This window comes from Aquimarina sp. Aq107 (assembly GCF_943733665.1).
Taxonomy (GTDB): domain Bacteria; phylum Bacteroidota; class Bacteroidia; order Flavobacteriales; family Flavobacteriaceae; genus Aquimarina.
Window position 1 is genome coordinate 5341459 of sequence record NZ_OX030782.1, and the last position, 22094, is coordinate 5363552.

Below are 22094 nucleotides of genomic sequence, written 5' to 3' on the forward strand. Positions count from 1 at the left end.
TATAAATTTTTGTAACTCATTAATTTTTAATAAGTGTCCATACTTTGTCCATCCCAAAAATTAGGCTTCAGCTGCGTTTTCAGATAGTTTTGACTCGTTGAATCATTAAAACATAAATCATGAAAACTTCAATTTTAAAAATGCCCCAAGCATTTATTTTAATTTGTATTATATCTACATTAATAGCCTGCAGTTCTTGTAGTAAAGATGAAGATCCTATTCCTACAGAACCTACAAATCCTGAAGCCAATACTATCAATGATTTTATTAATAATCTTGACTATGATGCTAACCAGTTATTAGGTGTAGAAGAGACAGGTGGTGAGGCGTTATTAAAAACGGCAGGAGAAACTAGTACTGATGAATCATATGATTCTGGAGTGGAAACAACTTGTGTACGTGTGGATTATAACCTTAAAGCCAATTTTGAAGATGTTGCTATTTTGAGACCTACAAATGGTATCATATGGCCAGGTGCTTTAGTGATAGGGAATCAGACGATGAGAGACGGTTTGCCTGAAGCATTTACGTTAGGGAGGGCACCTATGACTATTCGATTGGATTTACCAGGTATTGGTGAGGCCGGAAATATTGGAGTAGAGGACCCTAGAAATTCTAATGTGCAATCTAAGATCGATGAAGCATTAGAATATTGGAATGCTAATGCGTATCAAGAAGGGTATGTAAATGCTTCTAATTCTTCGTATTCGGCAAGTACATCCTATAACTCTAAACAAATGAGCTTAGAAGTAGGGATGAATACCGAATGGGCAACAGGAGATGTTTCAGCTCAGTTTAATTACGAAACCACATCTACAAGAAGAGTTGCTATTATGGTGTTTAAACAAGTTTTTTATACAATAACTATGGATACACCGGATAATCCATCAGATGTTTTTGGAGCAGATGTACCATTAACACAAATTGAGAATGCATTTAATTCTAATACGCCGCCAGCATATGTACATTCGGTAAATTATGGTAGGATTATTATGTTTAGAATGGAAACCACTGCCGAAGCTACAGAATCCGAGTTAACGGGAGCTTTTAATTATGCAAGTGGAGTAACGAATGCATCAGGAGATGTAGAAGCTAAGTATAAAGAAATATTGAATGAATCCAATATCACTACAGTAACTATTGGAGGAAACGCTGCGGTAGCTTCTGAAGCAGTATCCGCACAAAATTTTGGAGATTTACAGTCTATTATCAAAGGAGAAAATGCAGTGTATAGCAGAAATAATCCTGGGGTGCCTATTGCGTACACTATACGATTTTTAAAAGATAATAGTTTGGCAAAAATGGGATATACTACAGATTACGTAGCATTAAATTGCACTACCGCTATGCGTGAACATAATCGAATAGTATTTAAGAATAGAGTAGTAGATAACTTCAGAATAGGAATTGAATATAAAATTAAAGATGGAACTAGTGTTCCTTATTCGCAAATTGTTTGGGTAGAGAATAAAGTAGATGGAGAGAATACTACAATTACTCCACCAGACGGTGCTTACGATATCTTTTATTATATCGACCGAGCAAAAGCGGGTACTGGTTATGAAAATAAATGGACAGATAACATTGGAGGATATGTACATGATTATGAAGATTGTTTTGAATCTTATCGAGAGCCTTGGTTAGAAGTAAAAGTAAGAACCTGTCAATAAAAAATAGTATTATCTCTTTGCAAAGTTGGTGTCTAAAGTTGTAGTTCAACAACTTGATACCGGTTTTAATACCCTTCTATTTTAATTATTTCAAATCAATTACAAAGTATAAGATATTTATGAGTTATATAATAAATGAAGATATATTTCAAAGTCCATTATATAATAACAATTCTTTGTCTGTTAAAAATTTTTACGAAGACAATTTTTCAATGATAAAAAACTATGTTATTCAGAATTCAGGAAATGAGGAAGATGCTAAGGATTTATTTCAAGATGCTTTAATAATAGTATACGAAAAATTAAATTCAGATTCTTTAAGAATACAGTCATCATTAAATTCTTATTTTTTTGGAGTTTGTAAGAATTTGTGGAAAAATATACTACGCAGGAAAAAGAAGTTGTTATTAATTAGTAATTCTTTTAATGAGAATTCTTTTGTCGAAGATCAATTTGATCAGAAAGAATTGAATCATATTTATGTTAGAAATTTTGAGAAACTTAGTAACTCAAATAAGAAGATATTATGTCTTTTTTTCAAAGGAATAACAATGCGAGAAATTGCTAAAATAAATGGGTATACTGAAGGATATGCAGGAAAAAGAAATTTCTAGCAAAAATGACATTAATAAAAATGTTGGAAAAAGATCCTGCCTACCAGGAGTTATTTCTTGATAAACTATGTTAGAAGTGGAAGCTTGTCAATAAAAAATAGTATTATCTCTTTGCAAAGTCGGTGTCTAAAGTTGTGATTCAGCAACTTGATGCCGGCTTTTTTTGCAAAAAAAAGCTCAGCACCTATAGGTTACTGAGCTTTTTCAAAAGGTTTATAAAAGTTACTACTAATTATTTGTAGGTATTCCTATTTGAGTACCAATAACACTAGCATCAGGTTGTGTAATAACAGGACAGTTGATAATGGCTCCTGTAGCCGTTAATAGATCTGATAACGAATTTGCCAATGGGCTAGGATTTGCATTTCCTCTAAAAGGAATTAGAACTCCTTCTTCGAGAAGTTGATTTACTTGGTCAAAACTTCTTAAGATTGGACGATCTGATTCTGGAATTGTAAACTCAGTTACATGTGCATCCCACATAGGAGCATATCTTGTATCTCTAGGATCTATTGGAAATGTATTTGTGGGATCTTGTACTTGTTGATCACTTAAAGAAGCCGTATTTAAGCCTTGTACCCCAAAACCATCAGTATCAGTTGTTCTACCATTTGCTGTAGGACTAAATGGCAACATGGACCCTCCTGGGAATAGACCAAATGTTGGTAAATTAGCTAACCTTGGAGCAAAAACTCCTAATTCTATAGCTGCAGGTCCTGGATCTGACGTGTCAGTAACAATATGAAAATAGTATGGTTTACCGGCTTGCCATCCATCTAAAAGTTGCATTACAACTGATGCCTGATCAATAGCTAAATTAGGATTGTTTAAGTCGTCTTGATCTTCGATACTATTTCCGTTTGGATTTGGAATTCTATCATGGATACCAGTACTGTTAGCTACTAATTGTGCGTTAACAACTACACCACTTGGTAATACTACATAAGAAGACCATTTAGAATCTGCAATAGCACCAGGGTTAGCTTCTGCAGGAGGGAAACCGAATAACAATCCATCAGGCGCTCCAGCTACTAATGATCTTTTTGGAGAAAAATCTACAGATCCTTCAAAAACTAATCTTCCGTTACGATTAAAATATGCTTTTTGCTCTCCTCCAGATCCAATTGATGCAGCCATTCTAGGGGAAAAAATAACACCTAGTTTTTTGGCCATAAATTTGTCAGAAGCTTCTGTAATTACATAATAACCTTTTCTAAGGTTTCCGTCAGGCAATGTTTCCCAACCTTGAAACATTGGAAATCTAGCTGTAGGTCCAGCAGGAACAACAGATCTATCAATTCTATAATCAATTCCTAAAACACTAGGTAAAAAAACATTTTGTGATTCTGTAAATCTTAATGCAGGATTAAATACATTAAATGGAACTCCACCATCTCTATGAATACTGGTTAAAAGAACTTTAGCTTCTTTTAGCGCTCTTAGAGATTGAAATAGTCCTTTAGATTGAGCTTCTTTTTCTAAAGCGTCTTCAGCTGTTTCGCTCGTTGTTAATTGTTCTTCTGTAACCACAGTGTCGTCTGTGCTGCAGGCCATAAATAATGAGATAGTGAAAATACTTAAAAGTATGGTTTTAAAATTTTTCATTTTTTGTGTTTTTAATAGTTATATTCTGAAAAAGTAAATAGAAAAACAATTGGCCAATCGTTTTATATAAGGGTCTTAAGATCTTACATAGTTTGAGACGACATCGATATTTTGTACTTACAAGAGGTAATGTTAAAACGAGAGAAATAATATTTATTGAACAAACTAAATAGTATTTAAAATATTGATAATCAATATTTTAAATTAGACACTTGTAAAGATTGTTAATTTTAAAAAACTTAGTTTTTAACAAATAATTATTATATTTTTTCACTTTTTAAGAGTGTGTGAAAATTTTATAAGTGTTAGGTAACTAACATGTAGTATTGCTATTTTTGTTTTTTTTATAGGAAGGTTTTTTAGATTTTCTATTTTATAAAGAATCTAAAAATCTCTAGTTATAAAAAAGGAATTACTATAAATTTTAATTCAATTTATAGTATACAGAATCGTTTTCTAAAGCGGTTAGTAATTCTGGAGAAATATTAACTTTTTGTTTTCTGCTTGGCATATGTAATTTTAGCTTTTCTGCCATTTCGAAGATTACAAAATTCAATGTATGATTTCCAGAATGTTCAGTTAATAATTCTTTTAAGCCATCAATTCTTTTATCAGATAGATCATTAATATCTAATTGTATTGTTAGTTTTCGGGCATATGTTTCCATTACATCATGCAGTAATTGAAAGCTATTAAATTGTATTCTTGGATCTCCTTTTTTGCCAGTATCCCTGTTTACCCATCCTTCTTTAATAAAAGCTTTTGCATAAACAAAGGTGCTTTGTACTAAAAATGGTCTGTGCTTCAGGTAGTCCTCACCAAAAATTCTAAATTCATGGGCGGTATTATAATCTTCTATAGTAAAGGTTGCCCAACCCTTTCCGTTTTTAGAAGTTCGATGTTCTACACCAGTAATTACACCTCCAAAGGAGATTTCACGATTTAGATTGTTTTCTAAATCAGCAAAATTAAGAAGGTTTCCATTGCAGAAATATTTCATTTCGTATTTAAAATCATCTAATGGATGACCAGATAAATAGATTCCAACTACTTCTTTTTCTCTGGCAAGTTTTTCCATGGTTCCCCATTCTTCGCAAGGAGGAACTACGGGTTCAGGTATCTGTACATCACTAGCTTCTCCAAATAAACTTACTTGAGAAGAATTTTCATTTTCTTGATATTTAGAACCATATTTCATAGCTTTTTCTAGAAATGTAATTCCATCTCCATCTTGATGAAAATATTGTCCTCTATGTGTTTCTAGAAATGAGTCAAAACCACCTGCGAGCGCTAAACTTTCAAACGCTTTTTTATTGGCAGCACGTAAATCAATTCGCTTTGCCATGTCAAAAATAGATCTGTACGGACCATCCTCTTTTCTATTTTCTACAATAGTCGCTACAGCTCCGGTTCCTACACCTTTTATTGCTCCCATACCAAATCGAACAGCACCGTCTTTATTTACGGAGAACTTTCTGTAAGATTCGTTAACATCTGGTCCTAATACATCTAATTTCATGCGTTTACATTCTTCCATGAAAAAAGTAACTTGCTTAATATCGTTCATGTTATTAGAAAGAACAGCGGCCATATACTCAGCCGGATAATGTGCTTTTAGATAGGCAGTTTGGTAGGCAATCCAAGCGTAGCAAGTAGAGTGGGATTTATTGAAAGCGTAAGCAGCAAAAGCTTCCCAGTCTTTCCATATTTTTTCTAATTTGTCTTCGGCATGACCCTTTGCGGCAGCTTGTTCAATGAATTTTGGTTTCATTTTATCCAAAACAGCTTTTTGCTTTTTACCCATCGCTTTACGAAGTACATCGGCTTCACCTTTAGTGAAATCCGCAAGTTTTTGGGAAAGTAGCATTACTTGCTCCTGGTATACCGTGATTCCGTATGTTTCTTTTAAGTATTCTTCGCAGGCCTCTAAATCGTAAATAATTTCTTCAGTACCGTGTTTTCTATTAATGAAACTAGGAATGTATTCTAATGGACCTGGACGATATAATGCATTCATTGCAATAAGATCGGCAAAAACAGTAGGTTTAAGTTCCTTCATGTATTTTTGCATCCCAGGAGATTCATATTGGAATACACCAACTGTTTCTCCTCTCTGGAATAAAGCATACGTTTCTTCGTCATCTAGAGGGAAATTCTCTGGGTCGAGATCTACATCATGTTTTGCTTTTACAATTTTAACCGTATCTTTTATTAGAGTCAGTGTCTTTAACCCTAGGAAATCCATTTTTAGTAATCCAGCATCTTCTACGACTGAGTTATCAAACTGCGTACAGTACATATCTGAATCCTTCGCTAATGCTACCGGAACAAATTTCGTAATATCATCAGGTGTTATTATAACTCCGCAGGCGTGGATTCCTGTGTTTCGTACAGAGCCTTCTAATATTCTTGCTTGATTTAAAGTTTCGGCTTCTAAGTCATTACCCTCAGCAATTTTAAGAAGTTCGTGTACTTTTTCTAGCTCATCACTTCTAAATTTCTTTTTTAATGTAGCTTCATCTACTCCAAATATTTTCCCTAGTTTGGACATATTAGGAATCAATTTGGCAATACGATCCGAGTCTCCAAGAGGAAGATCAAGTACACGAGCCGTATCTCGTATAGATGATTTTGCCGCCATAGTACCATATGTAATAATTTGTGCTACTTGATTGGCACCATATTTTTCAATCACATAGTCCATTACTCGTCCACGTCCTTCATCATCAAAATCAATATCAATATCGGGCATACTTACACGATCCGGATTTAAGAATCTCTCAAAAAGTAAATCATACTTAATTGGATCTAGGTTAGTAATCCATAAACAATAGGCAACAGCAGATCCTGCTGCGGACCCTCTTCCTGGGCCAACAGATACTCCCATGTCTCTTGCAGCACGGATAAAATCCTCTACAATTAAGAAATATCCTGGATATCCGGTTTTTTCAATTACTTTTAGTTCGAAATCTAGTCTTTCGTCAATAGAAGGAGTAATCTCTCCATATCGTATTTTTGCACCTTCATAAGTGATATGTCTTAGATATGCGTTTTCTCCTCTTTTGCCTCCATCTGCTAGATCTTCTTCGAATTGAAATTTTTCAGGAATATTAAATGCTGGTAAAAGTACATCTCTTGCGAGTACAAAAGGCTCTATTTTGTCAATAACCTCTTGTATATTAATAATTGCTTCAGGAAGATCTTTGAATAAATTTTTCATCTCCTCAGAAGACTTAAAATAATATTCTTGATTTGGCAGACCGTAACGATATCCTCTTCCTCTACCAATTGGCGTAGCCTGTTTTTCTCCATCCTTTACGCATAAAAGAATATCGTGAGCGTTAGCATCTTCTTTTTCACAATAATAGGTGTTGTTAGAGGCAATTGTTTTGATATTGTGTTTTTTAGAGAAATCTATCAGAACTTGATTTACGCGATTTTCATCCTCTTGATTATGGCGCATAACCTCTATATACAGGTCATCTCCAAACTCTTCTTTCCACCACAATAAAGCTTCCTCTGCTTGTTTTTCACCAATGTTTAATACTTTACTAGGAACTTCTCCATAGAGATTTCCAGTGAGTACAATGATATCCTCTTTATATTGTTTAATGACTTCTTTGTCAATTCTTGGTAAATAGTAGAATCCATCTACAAAACCGATAGAAGACATTTTTGCTAAATTGTGATATCCATTTTTGTTTTTGGCAAGTAGAACTATTTGATAACCGTTATCTTTTCTCGTTTTATCTTTATGATTTTCACAAACAAAGAATTCAACACCCACGATTGGTTTTATTTCTACACCTGTAGGTTCTTCGCCATTTTCTATTGCTTCTGCATTTGCTACTTTTACACTTTTGTTATGATTGGTAACTGCAGACACGAAATGAAAAGCTCCCATCATGTTAGCATGATCTGTCATCGCTACTGCTGTCATTTTATGTTTAGCAGTTTCTTTTACTAAATCAGGAATACTAGTAGTTGATTGTAAAACAGAAAATTGAGTATGGTTATGGAGGTGTGCGAAATTTACAGAATTTAGGGCGGCAATATTGTCTTTAATCTCTTGTTGAGAAATATCAGAACCTCCTTGTTGATTCAGAGCTTCTTGTATTTTTTGAGAAGCTTTCTTTAGATTTATGTGCTTAAGACCTATTAATTGAATAGGTTCTTTATTAATTTCTTTAAAGTTTTGGAAATAATCAGGTTGTACATCGAGTTCTTCTTGAGTAAAAACTTGTTTACGTATTAGTTCCAGAAAACACCTAGTAGTAGCTTCTACATCGGCTGTTGCGTTATGTGCTTCTCCAAATGCGGTTCCAAATAAATACTGATGTAATTCTGTTAACGTAGGAAGTTTAAACTTTCCTCCACGTCCTCCAGGAATCTGACATAAGCTAGCAGTAGTTTCTGTACAGGTATCTAGTACAGGTAATTCTTGTAGAACATTATCAACACCAAGTCTATAAAACTCAGCTCCCATGATATTGACATCAAAACCTACATTCTGACCTACAACGAATTTAGTTTTGGATAAGGCAATATTAAATTTCTCTAAAACTTCTTCTAGAGTAATACCATCTTGTTCTGCTAGAGCAGTGGAAATTCCGTGTATTTTTTCTGCGTCATAAGGAATATTAAATCCTTCAGGTTTTACTAAATAATCTTGATGCTCGATACAGTTCCCCATTTCATCGTGTAATTGCCAAGCAATCTGTATACACCTTGGCCAATTATCAGTGTCACTTATAGGAGCGTCCCAGCGTTTAGGTAAACCTGTGGTTTCGGTATCAAAAATTAAATACATAAAAAGATCAGTTTCGAGAAAGTTCAAGCTTCCAAAGGAAGTGATTCACAAAAATAACCAAAATGATAGGTTACATTAGTTAAAAGTTATTCAGATTTATTAACTATTAATGCCTGAAGTATTCTTTGTGATATTATTAAAATTGAAAAGGTGTTGAATAACTACCAATATTTGATGTAAGTAAAAAGCGTTCACTAACTGGGTTAGTGAACGCTTTTCGGATTATAGTTGAGTTGTGATTAATATCCGTACTCAAAACGCCCCTCGGTAACAACTACTCCACTTGTAGTGGTGAATTCAAAACTACCGCTGATACATTTTGTTTCAGTATCATGAGAAGTTATTGTCAATGTTCCGGAGACAGCTGATGCTTTATCGTTGTATAAACTGTACGTTGCACTGTAAGCGCCTGATCCAGTTAAAGAATGCTCTCCAACAGTTACGTCAATAGGGAAAACAATAGTTATTTCTTCATTTTCATTACTTGCTTTGATCAAGATAGAAGGATTGTTTACTCCAAATGGTATAGCATCGTGATCATCAGTAATCATTTCATTACCATTAATCATAGCTACTAAAGATGCATTAAGTAGACAAGGGTTTATTTCTGGGTCTTCTTCCTCTTCCTCTTCTTCCACATTAATAATGATCTCTTCCTCCTCTTCAACTTCAGGAACGAAATTTTCAATAGGTAATCTATAAAACCACCCATTTCTAAAACTTACGGATTTACCATTCGTCCCCTTTAAGTCTTCAAAATAGAAATTACCAGAAACTTGATTGTTATAAATTTCTGTAATTACGATTTGTCCGTTGCTTATTCCATTCTCCGAAATAAACTTTATATCATTTTCTTCAAAACTTACTGTATTGATAGCTTGTTGTTCTAGTCTATAAGTTCCTAAATCCGTTGACGAAGTAGTAAAACTTATCGATTCATTACCTGTATTTCCTACAATCACTAATGTGCCATCATCATGGATTATAGCTTTTTTGATCTCTGGTCTAAATAATTTTCCGTCAATAGTAGCTTGTAAACCGGGTGTGTTAACCTCGATGTCAGTGGTACAAGAATTAAGAAAAAGGCATATAATTGCCAGTATTGGAGTAATTTTTTTAATCATACGCTTGGGGCTTTAAAAAATCTAGTTACAGATAACTGTAACTAAAATTACTTATGCAAACATATCATGAAAATCTGTATTAAACAATTTTTTTACAAACAAAATCACTTTTTTTGACGATTAATGTCAAAATAATATCGACGAAATGCACAAAAAACAATATTTAACATTGAAAAAGTAAGTTTTTACGGTTTTTGATTTGTGTTACTTATTTGCTTTTAAGAGTTCGTTTTTTTAATAAGACTAGTATTAGGTAAATTTCTATTAGAATTAAAGATTAATTATTTTGAAGCTAATTTGCTAAAAATGATTACATTTGCGCACTTAATTATAATCGGGGTCGAGTACCCAAAAATTAATTCATATGTCTGTTAAAATTAGATTACAGAGACACGGTAAAAAAGGAAAACCTTTTTACTGGATCGTAGCAGCTGATGCTAGAGCAAAAAGAGATGGTAGATTTTTAGAAAAAATCGGTACCTACAATCCAAACACTAACCCAGCAACAATTGACTTAAATGTAGATGGTGCTGTAAAATGGTTACAAAATGGAGCGCAACCTACTGATACGGCTAGAGCTATTCTATCTTATAAAGGAGCAATGCTAAAAAACCACCTTGCAGGAGGTGTTAGAAAAGGAGCTTTAACTGAGGAACAAGCTGAGGAAAAATTCAATGCTTGGGTTCAGGAAAAAGAAGGTTCTGTAACTGCTAAGAAAGATTCTTTGGCAAAAGCAGAAGCTGATGCAAAAGCAAAAGCTATTGCTGCAGAAAAAGAAGTAAACGCTAAGCGTGAAGCTGAAGCCGCTGAGGCTGAGGCTGCTGCAAAAGCGGAAGAAGTTGCTGCACAAGCAGCAGAAGAAGTAACTGAAGAAGCTAGCAACGAGGAAGAATAGTTGCATTACTGACGATGAAGAAAGAAGATTGCTTCTATCTAGGCAAAATCGTAAGCAAATTTAGTTTTAAAGGTGAGGTATTGATAAAACTTGATACTGATGAACCTGAAAATTATGTAAAAATGGAATCAGTTTTTATTAATTATAATAAAAATTTGGTTCCATTTTTTATAGAAAAAAGTTCACTTCATAAAAGTGATTTGCTTCGAGTGAAATTTGAAGATGTAGACTCAGAAGAGGATGCAGATGATCTAATGAAAGCAGAAATATACCTGCCCTTAAGTCTTTTGCCAAAACTGGAAGGAGATAAATTTTATTTCCACGAAGTAATTGGTTTTAAGATTGTAGATGCTGCTTTTGGAGAGGTAGGTATTATTAAGCATATAAATGATAGTACTGCTCAAGCTCTTTTTGAGATTGATCGTGATGGTATTGAGATATTGATACCAATGAATGATGAATTTATAGATAAGGTAGATAGGAAAACAAATACGGTTTTTGTAAGTACTCCAGAGGGATTGATAGATCTATATCTGTAATATATGTCTAAGCCATTTCGTTTTAAACAGTTTATTGTGCATCAGGATAGGTGTGCTATGAAAATAGGAACTGATGCTGTTTTATTAGGATCTTGGGTTCCTGTATCGGATAATGTTTCTTCCATCCTTGATGTAGGAACAGGAACCGGTGTAATTGCCTTGATAATGGCTCAGCGTTCTTATGCGGAGATTATAGATGCAGTGGAGATTGATGCTGCTGCCTATGAGCAATCGGTGGAAAACTTCGAAGCTTCTGATTGGGGTGATCGTTTATTTTGCTATCACGCTTCTTTTCAGGAATTCTTTCAAGAGATTGATGATAAATATGATTTATTAATTAGTAACCCTCCATTTTATACTGATACGTATAAAACCGAAGATGCTACTCGTGATGTAGCTAGGTTTGAGGATGCGTTACCTTTTGAACATCTTTTTATAGGAGCTTCGCACTTACTTTCTGAAAAAGGTAAGTTTGCAGTTGTACTGCCTTTTAAAGAAGAAAATAACGCCATAAAGATCGCTAAAAGTGCAGGATTGTTTCCGGAAAAGATAACTAGGGTTCAGGGAAATCCTTCTTCTGAAATTAAGAGAAGTTTGTTGTTGTTTGGTTTTGATCAGGTTGAAATCGAAAAGGATGAGCTAATTATTGAAACTGGTAGGCATCAGTATACTCCTGAGTATATAGAGTTAACTAAAGATTTTTATTTAAAAATGTAAATAAAAAAGAGGAGCTATAAATAACTCCTCTTTTTCCAAATTCAATCACTCTACGAAGTTTAGTCTATATCTCTATAAACAAACACTCTTAAAGATTTTTAATACGGTTAGCTCTTACCAATCCAGTTTCCTTCAGCATCACACAGTACTTCAACTGTTTCACCGTCTTCTTTAGTAAGTTCTAATTTAAACTCAGATGCATCTTCTTTTGCAGCGGCTTTGCTTATGGTTGCACCAGCAAAATCTTTTGCTACAGCGTCAAGTACTGGTTGAGGTAAATTTTCAACAGCTAATTCAATATATTTTTCTTGAGTAATAACTTCTACAGTTTCATCAGCAGATGTTTCCTGAGCATTTATATTCTGAGTTCCTAATAAAAGTCCAAAAGCTAATACTGGTAATACAAATAAATTTTTCATTTTGTTTTTAGGTTTTAATTATTCTTTATTTCGATGATTAGTTAATTGGAATAATTATGCCAGACGATGTTTTTAAACGGTTTTGAATTTAAAACACTGATAAACAGTATTTTAAATAAAACATTAATAATGTTAAGGGTATCTAAAATGTGTAGAAATAAGGTGAGGAATGCGGAAATTTGCATCAAATTATATGGGTTTTATGTCTGTATGGGACTTTTTATATTCAGTATACCTGTATTTAAATTCTAACTATTAATTATCCTCAGCGTTTTATAATATATTTTAAGAAGTCAAAAAAAATTGGTTGCTCTTTTTTCATTAATTACATTTGTTAGCGGTTTAATAACCATAATTTTGAAAATAGTATAAAATATAAATATAAAATATAATGAAGCCCGATCTTTTTGAAGCACCAGACTATTATAATTTAGATGAACTTTTGACAGACGAACATAAATTGGTTCGTGATGCAGCTCGCAGTTGGGTAAAACGAGATGTGTCTCCGATTATAGAAGAATATGCGCAACGTGCAGAATTTCCTAATCAAATTATTAAGGGGTTAGCAGAAATAGGAGCTTTTGGGCCTTATATTCCAGAAAAATATGGTGGTGCAGGATTAGATCAGATTAGTTATGGCTTAATTATGCAGGAAATAGAGCGAGGAGATTCTGGAGTGCGTTCTACCGCATCAGTACAATCTTCATTAGTAATGTATCCAATTTGGAAATATGGAACTGAAGAACAACGAAATAAATACCTTCCTAAGTTAGCATCCGGAGAATTTATGGGATGCTTTGGTCTTACCGAACCTGATCATGGATCTAATCCAGGCGGGATGACGACTAATTTTAAAGATAAGGGAGATCATTATTTATTAAATGGAGCTAAGCTATGGATATCAAATGCTCCTTTTGCAGATATTGCTGTAGTTTGGGCAAAGAATGAAGAAGGAAGAGTTCATGGACTTGTTGTAGAAAGAGGTATGGAAGGCTTTTCTACACCAGAAACACATAATAAATGGTCATTACGTGCATCCGCAACCGGAGAGCTTATTTTTGATAATGTAAAAGTGCCTAAAGAGAACTTATTGCCAGGAAAAAGTGGATTAGGAGCTCCACTAGGTTGTTTAGATTCTGCGCGTTTTGGGATCGCTTGGGGTGCAATAGGAGCCGCTATGGATTGTTATGATACTGCATTACGTTATTCTAAAGAAAGAATTCAGTTTGATAAACCAATTGGAGGGACTCAGTTACAGCAAAAGAAATTGGCAGAAATGATTACTGAAATTACTAAAGCACAGTTACTAGCTTGGCGATTAGGGGTTTTAAGAGAAGAAGGAAAAGCCACCTCTGCACAAATCTCTATGGCAAAGAGAAATAATGTCGATATGGCGATAAAAATAGCACGTGAAGCTCGACAAATTCTTGGAGGAATGGGGATTACAGGAGAATATAGTATTATGAGACATATGATGAATCTAGAAAGTGTGATTACTTATGAAGGTACTCATGATATTCACCTTTTGATAACTGGTATGGATATAACAGGGATTGCAGCTTTTAAATAATTAATAATTTAAAGAAAACACAAATATCTTGAATAGTAAGATGTTTTGTGCTAATATTTTTGTGGTTTAGAAAACAGTTTTTAATTATGAAGATAATTGGACATCGTGGAGCAGCTGGATTAGTTGCGGAAAACACAGTAGAGTCGATAGCTGAGGCTTTTAAATATGATGTTAAGGGAATTGAAATTGACATTCATAAATGTAAATCAGGAGAGCTTGTTGTGATCCATGACGAAACCTTAGAGAGAACAACACATGGTAAAGGGAAAGTTTCGGAATTTACGTTACAGGAATTGAAAAAATATAGAACAAAAGAAGGGTATAGAATTCCAACACTTAATGAGGTGCTAGATTTTATAAACGCCAAATGTATACTTAATATTGAGCTAAAAGGAATTGGAACTGCTGGTCCAGTCATGGAGCTTTTAGAACGACGAATCAAAGATTCAGATTGGGATTATGATGATTTTATCTTGTCTAGTTTTGATCATTCTCAGCTGTTTCAGATAAAATCGAAAACTTCCAAGTTTAAATTAGGGGTTTTGACGGAAAAAAATATTCCATCAATACTTAAGGTTGCAGAAGTACTAGAAGCATTTTCTGTCCATCCACCAATACTTTCTTTACAAAAAGAAGAAGTCACTTCAGCAAAGAACAATGGGTTTAAAGTGTATACATGGACCGTAAATGATTCGTCTAAGATAAAGTCGTCAAAAACTTGGAAGGTTGATGGTATCATTACAGATTTCCCTAATTTTGCTTAATGCAATATGATTTCTTAATAATTGGTGGAGGTGCCGCAGGGTTTTTTACAGCTATAAATGTGGCAGAAAAGAATCCTAAGCTTAAGATAGGGATTCTAGAAAGAGGGAAAGAGGTCTTATCCAAAGTAAGAATTTCGGGAGGAGGGAGATGTAATGTTACTCATGCAGAGTTTGTTCCGGATGAATTAAGTAAGAATTACCCTAGAGGAGAGAAAGAACTTATAGGTCCTTTTCATACTTTTATGACTGGTGATACTATGGAATGGTTTAGTAGTCGTGGAGTAGAATTAAAAATAGAAGACGATGGAAGAATTTTTCCTGTTTCTGATTCTTCACAGACTATTATTGATTGCTTCCTTTCAGAAGCAAAAAAACTTGGTATTGAAGTTTTAAAAAATCATGTGGTCAAAAACTTTCATAAGGAAGAAGAAATTTGGAAGGTAATTACGAATCAAGGTGATTTTGAAGCTAAAAAATTAATGTTAGCTACCGGAAGCAATCCTAAGATATGGACAAAACTTAATGAGTTAGATCTTAAAACTATTGATGCCGTCCCATCATTATTTACATTTAATATAAAAGATAGTAGAATTAAAGAATTGCCAGGAATCGCTACAGAAGCTTCGGTTGCAGTAAAGAATTCCAAATTGACTAGTGATGGTCCTCTGCTTATTACGCATTGGGGTATGAGTGGTCCCGCTATACTTAAATTATCTGCTTGGGGCGCGGTAGAGTTGAATTCCTATCAATATAATTTTGAGATTATTGTTAATTGGCTACAGGATTATACTAAAGAAGAGGTGGTAGATATACTAAAGTCACTAAAAAATAAAAATCCTAAGCAACAGGTTTTTAAATATGCTCAATTTGAATTACCAAAAAGGTTATGGCAGAGCTTAGTTCTAGCGTCTGGGATACATAATACTACTCGATGGGCAGATATTAATAAATCTCAATTATTTAAATTATCAGAAGAATTGACTCAAGGAATTTTTAAGGTCAAAGGGAAGAGTACCTTTAAAGAAGAGTTTGTTACTGCTGGAGGAATTGATCTTAAGGAGATTAATTTTAAAACTTTTGAAAGTAAGAAATATAAGAATCTATACTTCGCCGGAGAAATATTAAATATTGACGCAATTACAGGAGGGTTTAATTTTCAGAATGCCTGGACAGGTGCGTATATTGCTGCTCAAGCTATTATATCTTAAATATGAATACATATATAGTCTTATTGAGAGGAATTAATGTTGGAGGTCATAAAAAGATTAAAATGGCCGATCTTAAACAACTTTTTTTAAGCTTAGAATTTACCTCGGTGGTTACATATATCCAAAGTGGTAATGTTTCTGTTCAACATAGTTCAGAAGATATTCGATCGTTAGAAATGAGAATTAGAGTTGGTATTGAGGAGCGGTTTGGTTTTGATGTCCCTGTTTTGATGATTACTTATGAAAAATTAGATAAGATACTTAAGAATAATCCATTTATTGATAAAATAAAAGATGATGAGCTTGAAAGTAAAAAAATGTATTTTATGTTACTATATGATCATCCGGATATAAAAGTTGCGGAAGAACTGTCTTTAGTTTCTTTTGCTCCAGAAGAGTTTAGTATAACCAAAGATGTAGTCTATTTATTCGCTGCAAATGGTTATGGTAAAACAAAGCTTCATAGTAATTTCTTTGAAAAGAAACTAAAGTGTCAAGCTACAGCTAGAAACCTTAAAACAATGAATAAATTATTGGAATTAAGTTCTTTACCTAAATAGGTTGTATAAATACTTCTCGGAAATCTGTGTAAATTTTCGTATATTAAAAAGGTTTAACCATTACCTTATACACTATGAAAAAAATTACACTAATACTTATTATCGTTTTTATCTATAATAACGCATATGTTGCTCATGCGAATGACAAAGAACCTATAAAAAAATTATTGATGGATTATATCAATAAGATTAATGATTTAGAAAGAGGAGCAAAAAAAAATAGTGTTTTATATCTATTTGATGAGAAATATAGTGGAAATACAGTTTATGTTAATCTATCAGGAGCTTTGGTCAGAAAAGATTATGATAAAAAGAATATTTCTTCGCAATTGGATGATATCATTAATGATGATAATTATAGTTTTAAACTTACACTAGATAAAGTTGTTTTTCAAAACCAAAAAGAGAATGCAGGAATCATTTCTGCAGTGGTTAATTTTGAGTCATTTATAGATAAGAAATTAGCAGAGAGGGGAACCATGTTGATGGACTTGGTGGGTGTAAAGGTTAATGAGAGGTGGAGGATTGTTCAAAATAATATGGTGAGGGTTTCAGAAGCAAAAGATATAGGAGAGTGTGTTTGTTATATGTATGGAAATGGAGACACTAAATTTGTTACAGAAGTTTATTTTCCTGCAGGATTAGAATACGATCAAAAATTGGAGTCTTTTCAGATTACTAAAAAGGATGGAGTAAGAGTTATTAAATCGCATAGTGATGAATTTTCTTGGAAAGGAAACGGAGGTGTCTATTATAAAGGTAAATCTATAGGAAAGACAAAAGAGCCCAAAAAAGCCATACAAGCAGCGGTCAAAAAATTATATAAAGATTCCTGCGTAGATGTAATATTTAATTAGGCTAGCTCAAATATAATACAACAATAATAAAAGTATCCTATCGATATATGTCTGTAGGATACTTTTATTATTGTTGTATTTTTTAAAATTAATCTCTAAGAAACCCTTTCCAGGATATTTCTATTGCTTGATTAATATGTTTATCTAATAATTTCACTTTTTCATTTTCGTGAATTTTTACTAGGGATACGACATTTCCAAAAAACAATTCTTCCATAACCATGGAGTTATATGATTTGAATACTTTTTGCCGAATACCTGATTTAAAATAATTCTCGATCTCCCCGTAATATTGTCTCGCTTTATCTTTTAAGGATTGAGGGATTTCTGGAGATCTTGCAATCTGTTCAGAAAACACAAAAGCTAATGGGTTGTTCACGAAATAATGAAATAGATTAAGCCACATAATTGAAAACTGCTTTTTAATATCGTCCTCAGGGACATTACGCATAACAACAGTTCCAAAATCTTGAGTAAGCATTAAATAGAGTTCTGTAATAATTTCCTCTTTATTCTTAAAATGGTGATATACAGTTCCATTGGCAACACCAGATTCTTTAATAATTTGCGAAAGAGAAGTTGCCCGTATTCCTTGTTTTGTGATTAATTCTAAAGTTGTCTGTAAGACAATTGACTTTTTGTTCATAAAAATTTTTATTCCTTCATTCTTGGTTTAGTTAAGTTGCCAAATAGCAAAATTCAATGCAGTTGCATAAGCAACCCATATCAAGTAAGGGATAAGTAGGTAAGCGGCTGTTGAGTTAACAACTTTAAACCACCTGATTGTAAACAATAAAAGGATAAACAGGGCAAGTATATCCACAAGTGCAATCAATGGATTACGTAATCCAAAGAAAAAAATGGACCACGCAGCATTGAGTAAAAGTTGAAACCCAAAATGATATAACGCAGTTTTTACCCATTTATGATAAAAACCTTTACTCCAAACAATTCCGGCAGCAATTCCCATCATAATATATAGGACTGTCCATACTGGAGCAAAGAGCCAATTTGGGGGCGTAAAGGAAGGTTTTTGCAGTCCTGGATACCAAGTGGTAATCGATGTTTGCGTAGCAATACTACTCAAAAAACCAATTACTAAGCATAACAAAACGGCAATACCAATACGCAGTATTTTTTTTTTCATTCGAATTAGTTAGTTAAATACTAAAATAGCAATTTATTTTTACTAGCTTACTTTTAAAAGCATATAACAACTTATCTTTGCCAAAATTATTTTTTACGTTATGGGTGATTATAGTCAGTTTGTCACTAAAATATCTTCTGTAGTTCTTGATAAAGGATCTATTTCTTGTACATCACCGAGTAATATTGCCTTAGTGAAATATTGGGGAAAACGACCAGTGCAATTACCAGAAAATCCTTCTATAAGTTTTACGTTAGATACTTGTAAAACGAAGACTGTATTAAGATATGAAAAGTTAGAAAGTATTTCTGAAAATTTCCAGTTTGAATTATTTTTTGAGGGAAAACCCAAGCCAGATTTTAAACCAAAAATTCAAAGTTTTTTTCAAAGAATAATTACTTATGTTCCCTTTCTTAAACAGTATAAATTTATAATAGAAACGAGTAATACATTTCCTCATAGTAGTGGAATAGCTTCTTCTGCAAGTGGGATGAGTGCTTTGGCATATTGTTTAATGCAGTTAGAAAAGCAGTTAAACCCTGAAATGACTAAAGAAGAGTTTGTTCAGAAAACTTCCTTTTTATCTAGATTAGGTTCAGGAAGTGCTAGTAGAAGTATAGAAGGGCCGATTACAGTTTGGGGAGCGCATAAAAATGTAGAAGGAAGTAATGATGCATATGCGGTAAAATTTCCTTACACTATTCACCAAAATTTTAAGAATTATCAAGATACTATTCTTCTTGTCGATAAAGGAGAAAAACAAGTGAGTAGTTCTGTCGGTCATGATTTAATGCACGGTCACCCTTTTTCGTCTGAAAGATTTAAGCAAGCAAACGAAAATATTGATAAACTTAAAAGTATTTTAATTTCTGGAGACTTGGATAAGTTTATTGAAGTAGTGGAAAATGAAGCATTGACCTTGCATGCAATGATGATGACTTCTTTACCTTATTTTATTCTTATGAAACCTAATACATTGTCTGTTATTAATAGGATTTGGGAATATAGAAAAGAGACAGGATCTAAAATTTGTTTTACTTTAGATGCTGGAGCTAATGTTCATATATTATATCCAGATTCGGAGAAGGAACAGGTAATTGACTTCATTAAGAGAGAGTTAGTTGTATATTGTGAGAAAGGACAGTATATTTGCGACAAAATAGGATTAGGTGCTAAATTGTTGTAACTTTATCCTAATTAGTTAGACAAATTGGATAAAAGGAATACGAACAGATGAAAGGACCACTTTTTTACTCTAAGATATTATTGTTTGGAGAATATGGGATAATTAAAGACTCGAAAGGACTTTCTATACCCTATAACTTCTTCAAAGGAGCTTTAAAAGTATCAGATAATCCTGATGAACAAGCAACTAAATCCAATAAAAGTTTAATTGATTTCACTAGTTATTTAGAGAGTGTTCAAGATAAAAATATCGTAGAATTCGATTTAGAAAGATTGAAAAACGATGTAGCATCTGGGATGTATTTTGATAGTAGTATTCCTCAAGGATATGGAGTGGGTAGTAGTGGGGCACTTGTAGCAGCAATTTATGATAAATACGCTACGGATAAGATTACGGTTTTAGAAAACCTTACTCGTGATAAATTGCTAAGATTGAAAGAGATTTTCGGACTCATGGAGTCGTTTTTTTCATGGAAGTAGTTCTGGTTTGGATCCTTTAAACAGTTATTTAAGTCTTCCAATTCTAATTAATTCTAAAGATAATATAGAACCGGCAGGAATTCCGTCGCAAAGTGTGGATCATAAAAAGGGAGCTGTATTTTTATTGGATAGTGGTATTGTAGGGGAAACTGCTCCTATGGTAAGCATTTTTATGGAAAGCATGAAGCAAGAGGGATTTCGATCAATGCTTAAGAATCAGTTTGTTAAGCATACTGATGCTTGTGTTGATGACTTTTTAAAAGGAGATATAAAATCATTGTTTTCTAATATTAAACAGTTGTCTAATGTTGTATTAGATAATTTTAAACCAATGATTCCTAAGCAGTTTCATGCATTATGGAAAAACGGGATAGAAACTAATGATTATTATCTTAAATTATGTGGTTCTGGAGGCGGCGGTTATATATTAGGTTTTACCCAAGATTTTAACAAAGCCCAAACTGCGCTAAAAGATTATAAATTAGAAGTGGTATACAACTTTTAATAGAACTACAGTAGGATGTTTTCTAGAAAAAATAAACTCATCCTACTCAAATTATTGAGCCTATTTTCTATTGTTAGAGGATACAATGTACTCATTATTGTTTTAGCTCAATATCTTACTTCGATTTTTATTCTAGCCCCTCACATCCCTTTAAGAGATGTGCTTTTTGATGCAGATTTGTTTGTTATCGTTTTAGCGTCTGCAGGGGTAATTGCAGCAGGATATATTATCAATAATTTTTATGACAGGGAAAAGGATCTTATAAATAGACCTCAGAAAACAATGTTAGATCGTTTAGTAAGTCAACGAACTAAATTAACAGGATATTTTGTGCTTAACTTTCTTTCAGTAATATTAGCCAGTTATGTTTCTTTTAAAGCGGTATTGTTTTTTTCTTTGTACGTCTTTGGGATATGGTTGTATTCTCATAAGCTAAAAAGAATGCCTTTTCTAGGTAATTTCGTAGCATCTACGTTGTCAATTACTCCTTTCTTTGCTGTTTTCATTTATTATAAAAATTTTGATGAAGTGATTTTTGTTCACGCTACCTTTTTGTTTTTGATGCTGGTGATGAGAGAAATGGTGAAAGATCTAGGAAATCTTAGAGGCGATGTAGCTCAAAATTATAAAACGATTCCAATTATTTATGGAGAATCAGCTTCGAAAAAAATGATTAGTTTATTAGTGTTAGCTTCGTGTCTGCCTATTTATTTACTACTTACAAAGTATGAAGTAGGCTACATGTATCTTTACTTTTATGTTTGTCTAACATTATTGTTGTTATTTCTGATAGCGTTATGGAAATCAGATGGAAGAACACATTATGTATGGTTACACAATATTTTAAAATTAATCATTGTATCTGGAGTATTTAGTATTGTACTAATTGATGTTAATATGATACTGGATAGACTGCTTTGGTAATAAAAAAGCAGCTATATCATTCAGACATAACTGCTCTTTTAAACAAGGTTTGTTTTAGTAAGTTTTAAGCTTCAGGGTTTAATACTTTTAGCTTAATCTTAAATACTTTGTTGCCAGTTTTGATGGCGTCAGTGTTAACTTTTTTGTAATTTAATCTAGACTTTACGTACTGTTCTATTGCCTGCTTTTCTGAATCTACTGTAAGGATTACAATTTCTCCTTTAGCATTTAAGATAAACTCAATGTTAGCTTTAATTTCGTTACTCTCTAATCTAATTTCTGGTCTGTCTAATAAAAGAGCAATTTCATTTCTTAGTTTTTGCTCTGAAGTTTCTTTAGTGTTTTTGTCATTAGCAAAAATTTGAGTTGTTGCTAAAATGGCTACTACTAATACAATTAATTTTTTCATTTTTTACGTGTTTTTATTTGAGTTATAAAATTTTACTTGTTTTAATTTTACAAGACAAATGTAGAACCGATACGTAATTATTTTTGAGTTTA

At 33.0% G+C, this 22094-nt stretch carries 19 protein-coding genes and 1 pseudogene; 13 read left to right on the forward strand and 7 right to left on the reverse strand.

What is annotated here, in order from left to right; all coding sequences use genetic code 11:
• The first annotated feature begins 119 nt into the window (after positions 1–119).
• Together NMK29_RS23140 and NMK29_RS23145 are read left to right on the forward strand one after the other, a co-directional pair.
• A complete protein-coding gene (locus tag NMK29_RS23140; protein WP_108804965.1) occupies positions 120–1670 on the forward strand; it encodes a thiol-activated cytolysin family protein in 1551 nt (516 codons plus the stop codon).
• Positions 1671–1789: 119 nt separating this feature from the next.
• Positions 1790–2284, forward strand: a complete 495-nt coding sequence (locus tag NMK29_RS23145; RefSeq protein ID WP_108804966.1) for an RNA polymerase sigma factor — start codon at positions 1790–1792, stop codon at positions 2282–2284.
• A gap of 228 nt (positions 2285–2512) precedes the next feature.
• Here the strand turns inward: NMK29_RS23145 and NMK29_RS23150 are convergent, their stop codons facing one another.
• The 3 genes from NMK29_RS23150 to NMK29_RS23160 form a co-directional block, all read right to left on the reverse strand.
• A complete protein-coding gene (locus NMK29_RS23150) occupies positions 2513–3889 on the reverse strand; it encodes a hypothetical protein (RefSeq protein ID WP_234424320.1) in 1377 nt (458 codons plus the stop codon).
• 424 nt (positions 3890–4313) lie between these two features.
• Positions 4314–8699: a DNA polymerase III subunit alpha gene (gene dnaE / locus NMK29_RS23155; protein ID WP_108804967.1), complete on the reverse strand. Its 4386-nt coding sequence runs from the start codon at positions 8697–8699 to the stop codon at positions 4314–4316.
• 239 nt (positions 8700–8938) lie between these two features.
• Positions 8939–9823, reverse strand: coding sequence for a DUF6252 family protein (locus NMK29_RS23160; RefSeq protein WP_108804968.1), 885 nt, complete (start codon positions 9821–9823; stop codon positions 8939–8941).
• Between the two features lie 364 nt (positions 9824–10187).
• On the opposite strand from NMK29_RS23160, the gene NMK29_RS23165 reads away from it, so the two are divergent.
• Genes NMK29_RS23165 through NMK29_RS23175 form a run of 3 tightly spaced genes read left to right on the forward strand, consistent with a single transcriptional unit; the run spans position 10188 to position 11974 of the window.
• On the forward strand, positions 10188–10718 hold the full coding sequence (locus NMK29_RS23165) for a 30S ribosomal protein S16 (RefSeq protein WP_027394899.1): 531 nt from the start codon (positions 10188–10190) through the stop codon (positions 10716–10718).
• 14 nt (positions 10719–10732) lie between these two features.
• Positions 10733–11257 (forward strand): ribosome maturation factor RimM, encoded by a 525-nt coding sequence (gene rimM / locus NMK29_RS23170; RefSeq protein WP_108804969.1) that lies wholly within the window; start codon positions 10733–10735, stop codon positions 11255–11257.
• A 3-nt stretch (positions 11258–11260) separates the two neighbouring features.
• On the forward strand, positions 11261–11974 hold the full coding sequence (locus tag NMK29_RS23175) for a tRNA1(Val) (adenine(37)-N6)-methyltransferase (RefSeq protein WP_108804970.1): 714 nt from the start codon (positions 11261–11263) through the stop codon (positions 11972–11974).
• A 107-nt stretch (positions 11975–12081) separates the two neighbouring features.
• Here NMK29_RS23175 and NMK29_RS23180 read toward each other — a convergent pair whose 3' ends face one another.
• A complete protein-coding gene (locus NMK29_RS23180; protein ID WP_108804971.1) occupies positions 12082–12393 on the reverse strand; it encodes a hypothetical protein in 312 nt (103 codons plus the stop codon).
• A 391-nt stretch (positions 12394–12784) separates the two neighbouring features.
• Between NMK29_RS23180 and NMK29_RS23185 the strand changes: the two genes are divergently transcribed.
• The 5 genes from NMK29_RS23185 (at position 12785) to NMK29_RS23205 (ending at position 17352) form a co-directional block, all read left to right on the forward strand.
• Entirely contained in the window at positions 12785–13963 is a 1179-nt protein-coding gene (locus tag NMK29_RS23185) for an acyl-CoA dehydrogenase family protein (protein WP_108804972.1), read from the forward strand.
• A gap of 86 nt (positions 13964–14049) precedes the next feature.
• Complete coding sequence (locus NMK29_RS23190) at positions 14050–14727, forward strand: glycerophosphodiester phosphodiesterase family protein (RefSeq protein WP_108804973.1); 678 nt, start codon at positions 14050–14052, stop codon at positions 14725–14727.
• A complete protein-coding gene (locus NMK29_RS23195; RefSeq protein WP_108804974.1) occupies positions 14727–15935 on the forward strand; it encodes an NAD(P)/FAD-dependent oxidoreductase in 1209 nt (402 codons plus the stop codon). The genes NMK29_RS23190 and NMK29_RS23195 overlap by 1 nt, the downstream gene beginning before the upstream one ends.
• A gap of 2 nt (positions 15936–15937) precedes the next feature.
• Entirely contained in the window at positions 15938–16495 is a 558-nt protein-coding gene (locus tag NMK29_RS23200; protein WP_108804975.1) for a DUF1697 domain-containing protein, read from the forward strand.
• Positions 16496–16569: 74 nt separating this feature from the next.
• Entirely contained in the window at positions 16570–17352 is a 783-nt protein-coding gene (locus NMK29_RS23205; RefSeq protein ID WP_027394907.1) for a hypothetical protein, read from the forward strand.
• 88 nt (positions 17353–17440) lie between these two features.
• Here the strand turns inward: NMK29_RS23205 and NMK29_RS23210 are convergent, their stop codons facing one another.
• Both NMK29_RS23210 and NMK29_RS23215 read right to left on the reverse strand, forming a co-directional pair.
• Positions 17441–17998: a TetR/AcrR family transcriptional regulator gene (locus NMK29_RS23210; protein ID WP_027394908.1), complete on the reverse strand. Its 558-nt coding sequence runs from the start codon at positions 17996–17998 to the stop codon at positions 17441–17443.
• A gap of 27 nt (positions 17999–18025) precedes the next feature.
• Positions 18026–18499 carry a TspO/MBR family protein gene (locus NMK29_RS23215; protein WP_108804976.1) on the reverse strand — a complete coding sequence of 158 codons (474 nt, stop codon included), beginning with the start codon at positions 18497–18499 and terminating at the stop codon, positions 18026–18028.
• A gap of 100 nt (positions 18500–18599) precedes the next feature.
• Between NMK29_RS23215 and NMK29_RS23220 the strand changes: the two genes are divergently transcribed.
• The 3 genes and pseudogenes from NMK29_RS23220 to NMK29_RS23230 all read left to right on the forward strand — a co-directional run bounded on the left by NMK29_RS23220 (position 18600) and on the right by NMK29_RS23230 (position 21593).
• Positions 18600–19685 (forward strand): diphosphomevalonate/mevalonate 3,5-bisphosphate decarboxylase family protein, encoded by a 1086-nt coding sequence (locus NMK29_RS23220; protein WP_108804977.1) that lies wholly within the window; start codon positions 18600–18602, stop codon positions 19683–19685.
• A gap of 47 nt (positions 19686–19732) precedes the next feature.
• Positions 19733–20669, forward strand: a pseudogene (locus NMK29_RS23225) (mevalonate kinase).
• Positions 20670–20684: 15 nt separating this feature from the next.
• Positions 20685–21593 carry a geranylgeranylglycerol-phosphate geranylgeranyltransferase gene (locus NMK29_RS23230; protein WP_108804979.1) on the forward strand — a complete coding sequence of 303 codons (909 nt, stop codon included), beginning with the start codon at positions 20685–20687 and terminating at the stop codon, positions 21591–21593.
• Positions 21594–21657: 64 nt separating this feature from the next.
• On the opposite strand, the gene NMK29_RS23235 is transcribed toward NMK29_RS23230, so the two are convergent.
• A complete protein-coding gene (locus NMK29_RS23235) occupies positions 21658–22002 on the reverse strand; it encodes a hypothetical protein (protein WP_108804980.1) in 345 nt (114 codons plus the stop codon).
• Positions 22003–22094: the final 92 nt, after the last annotated feature.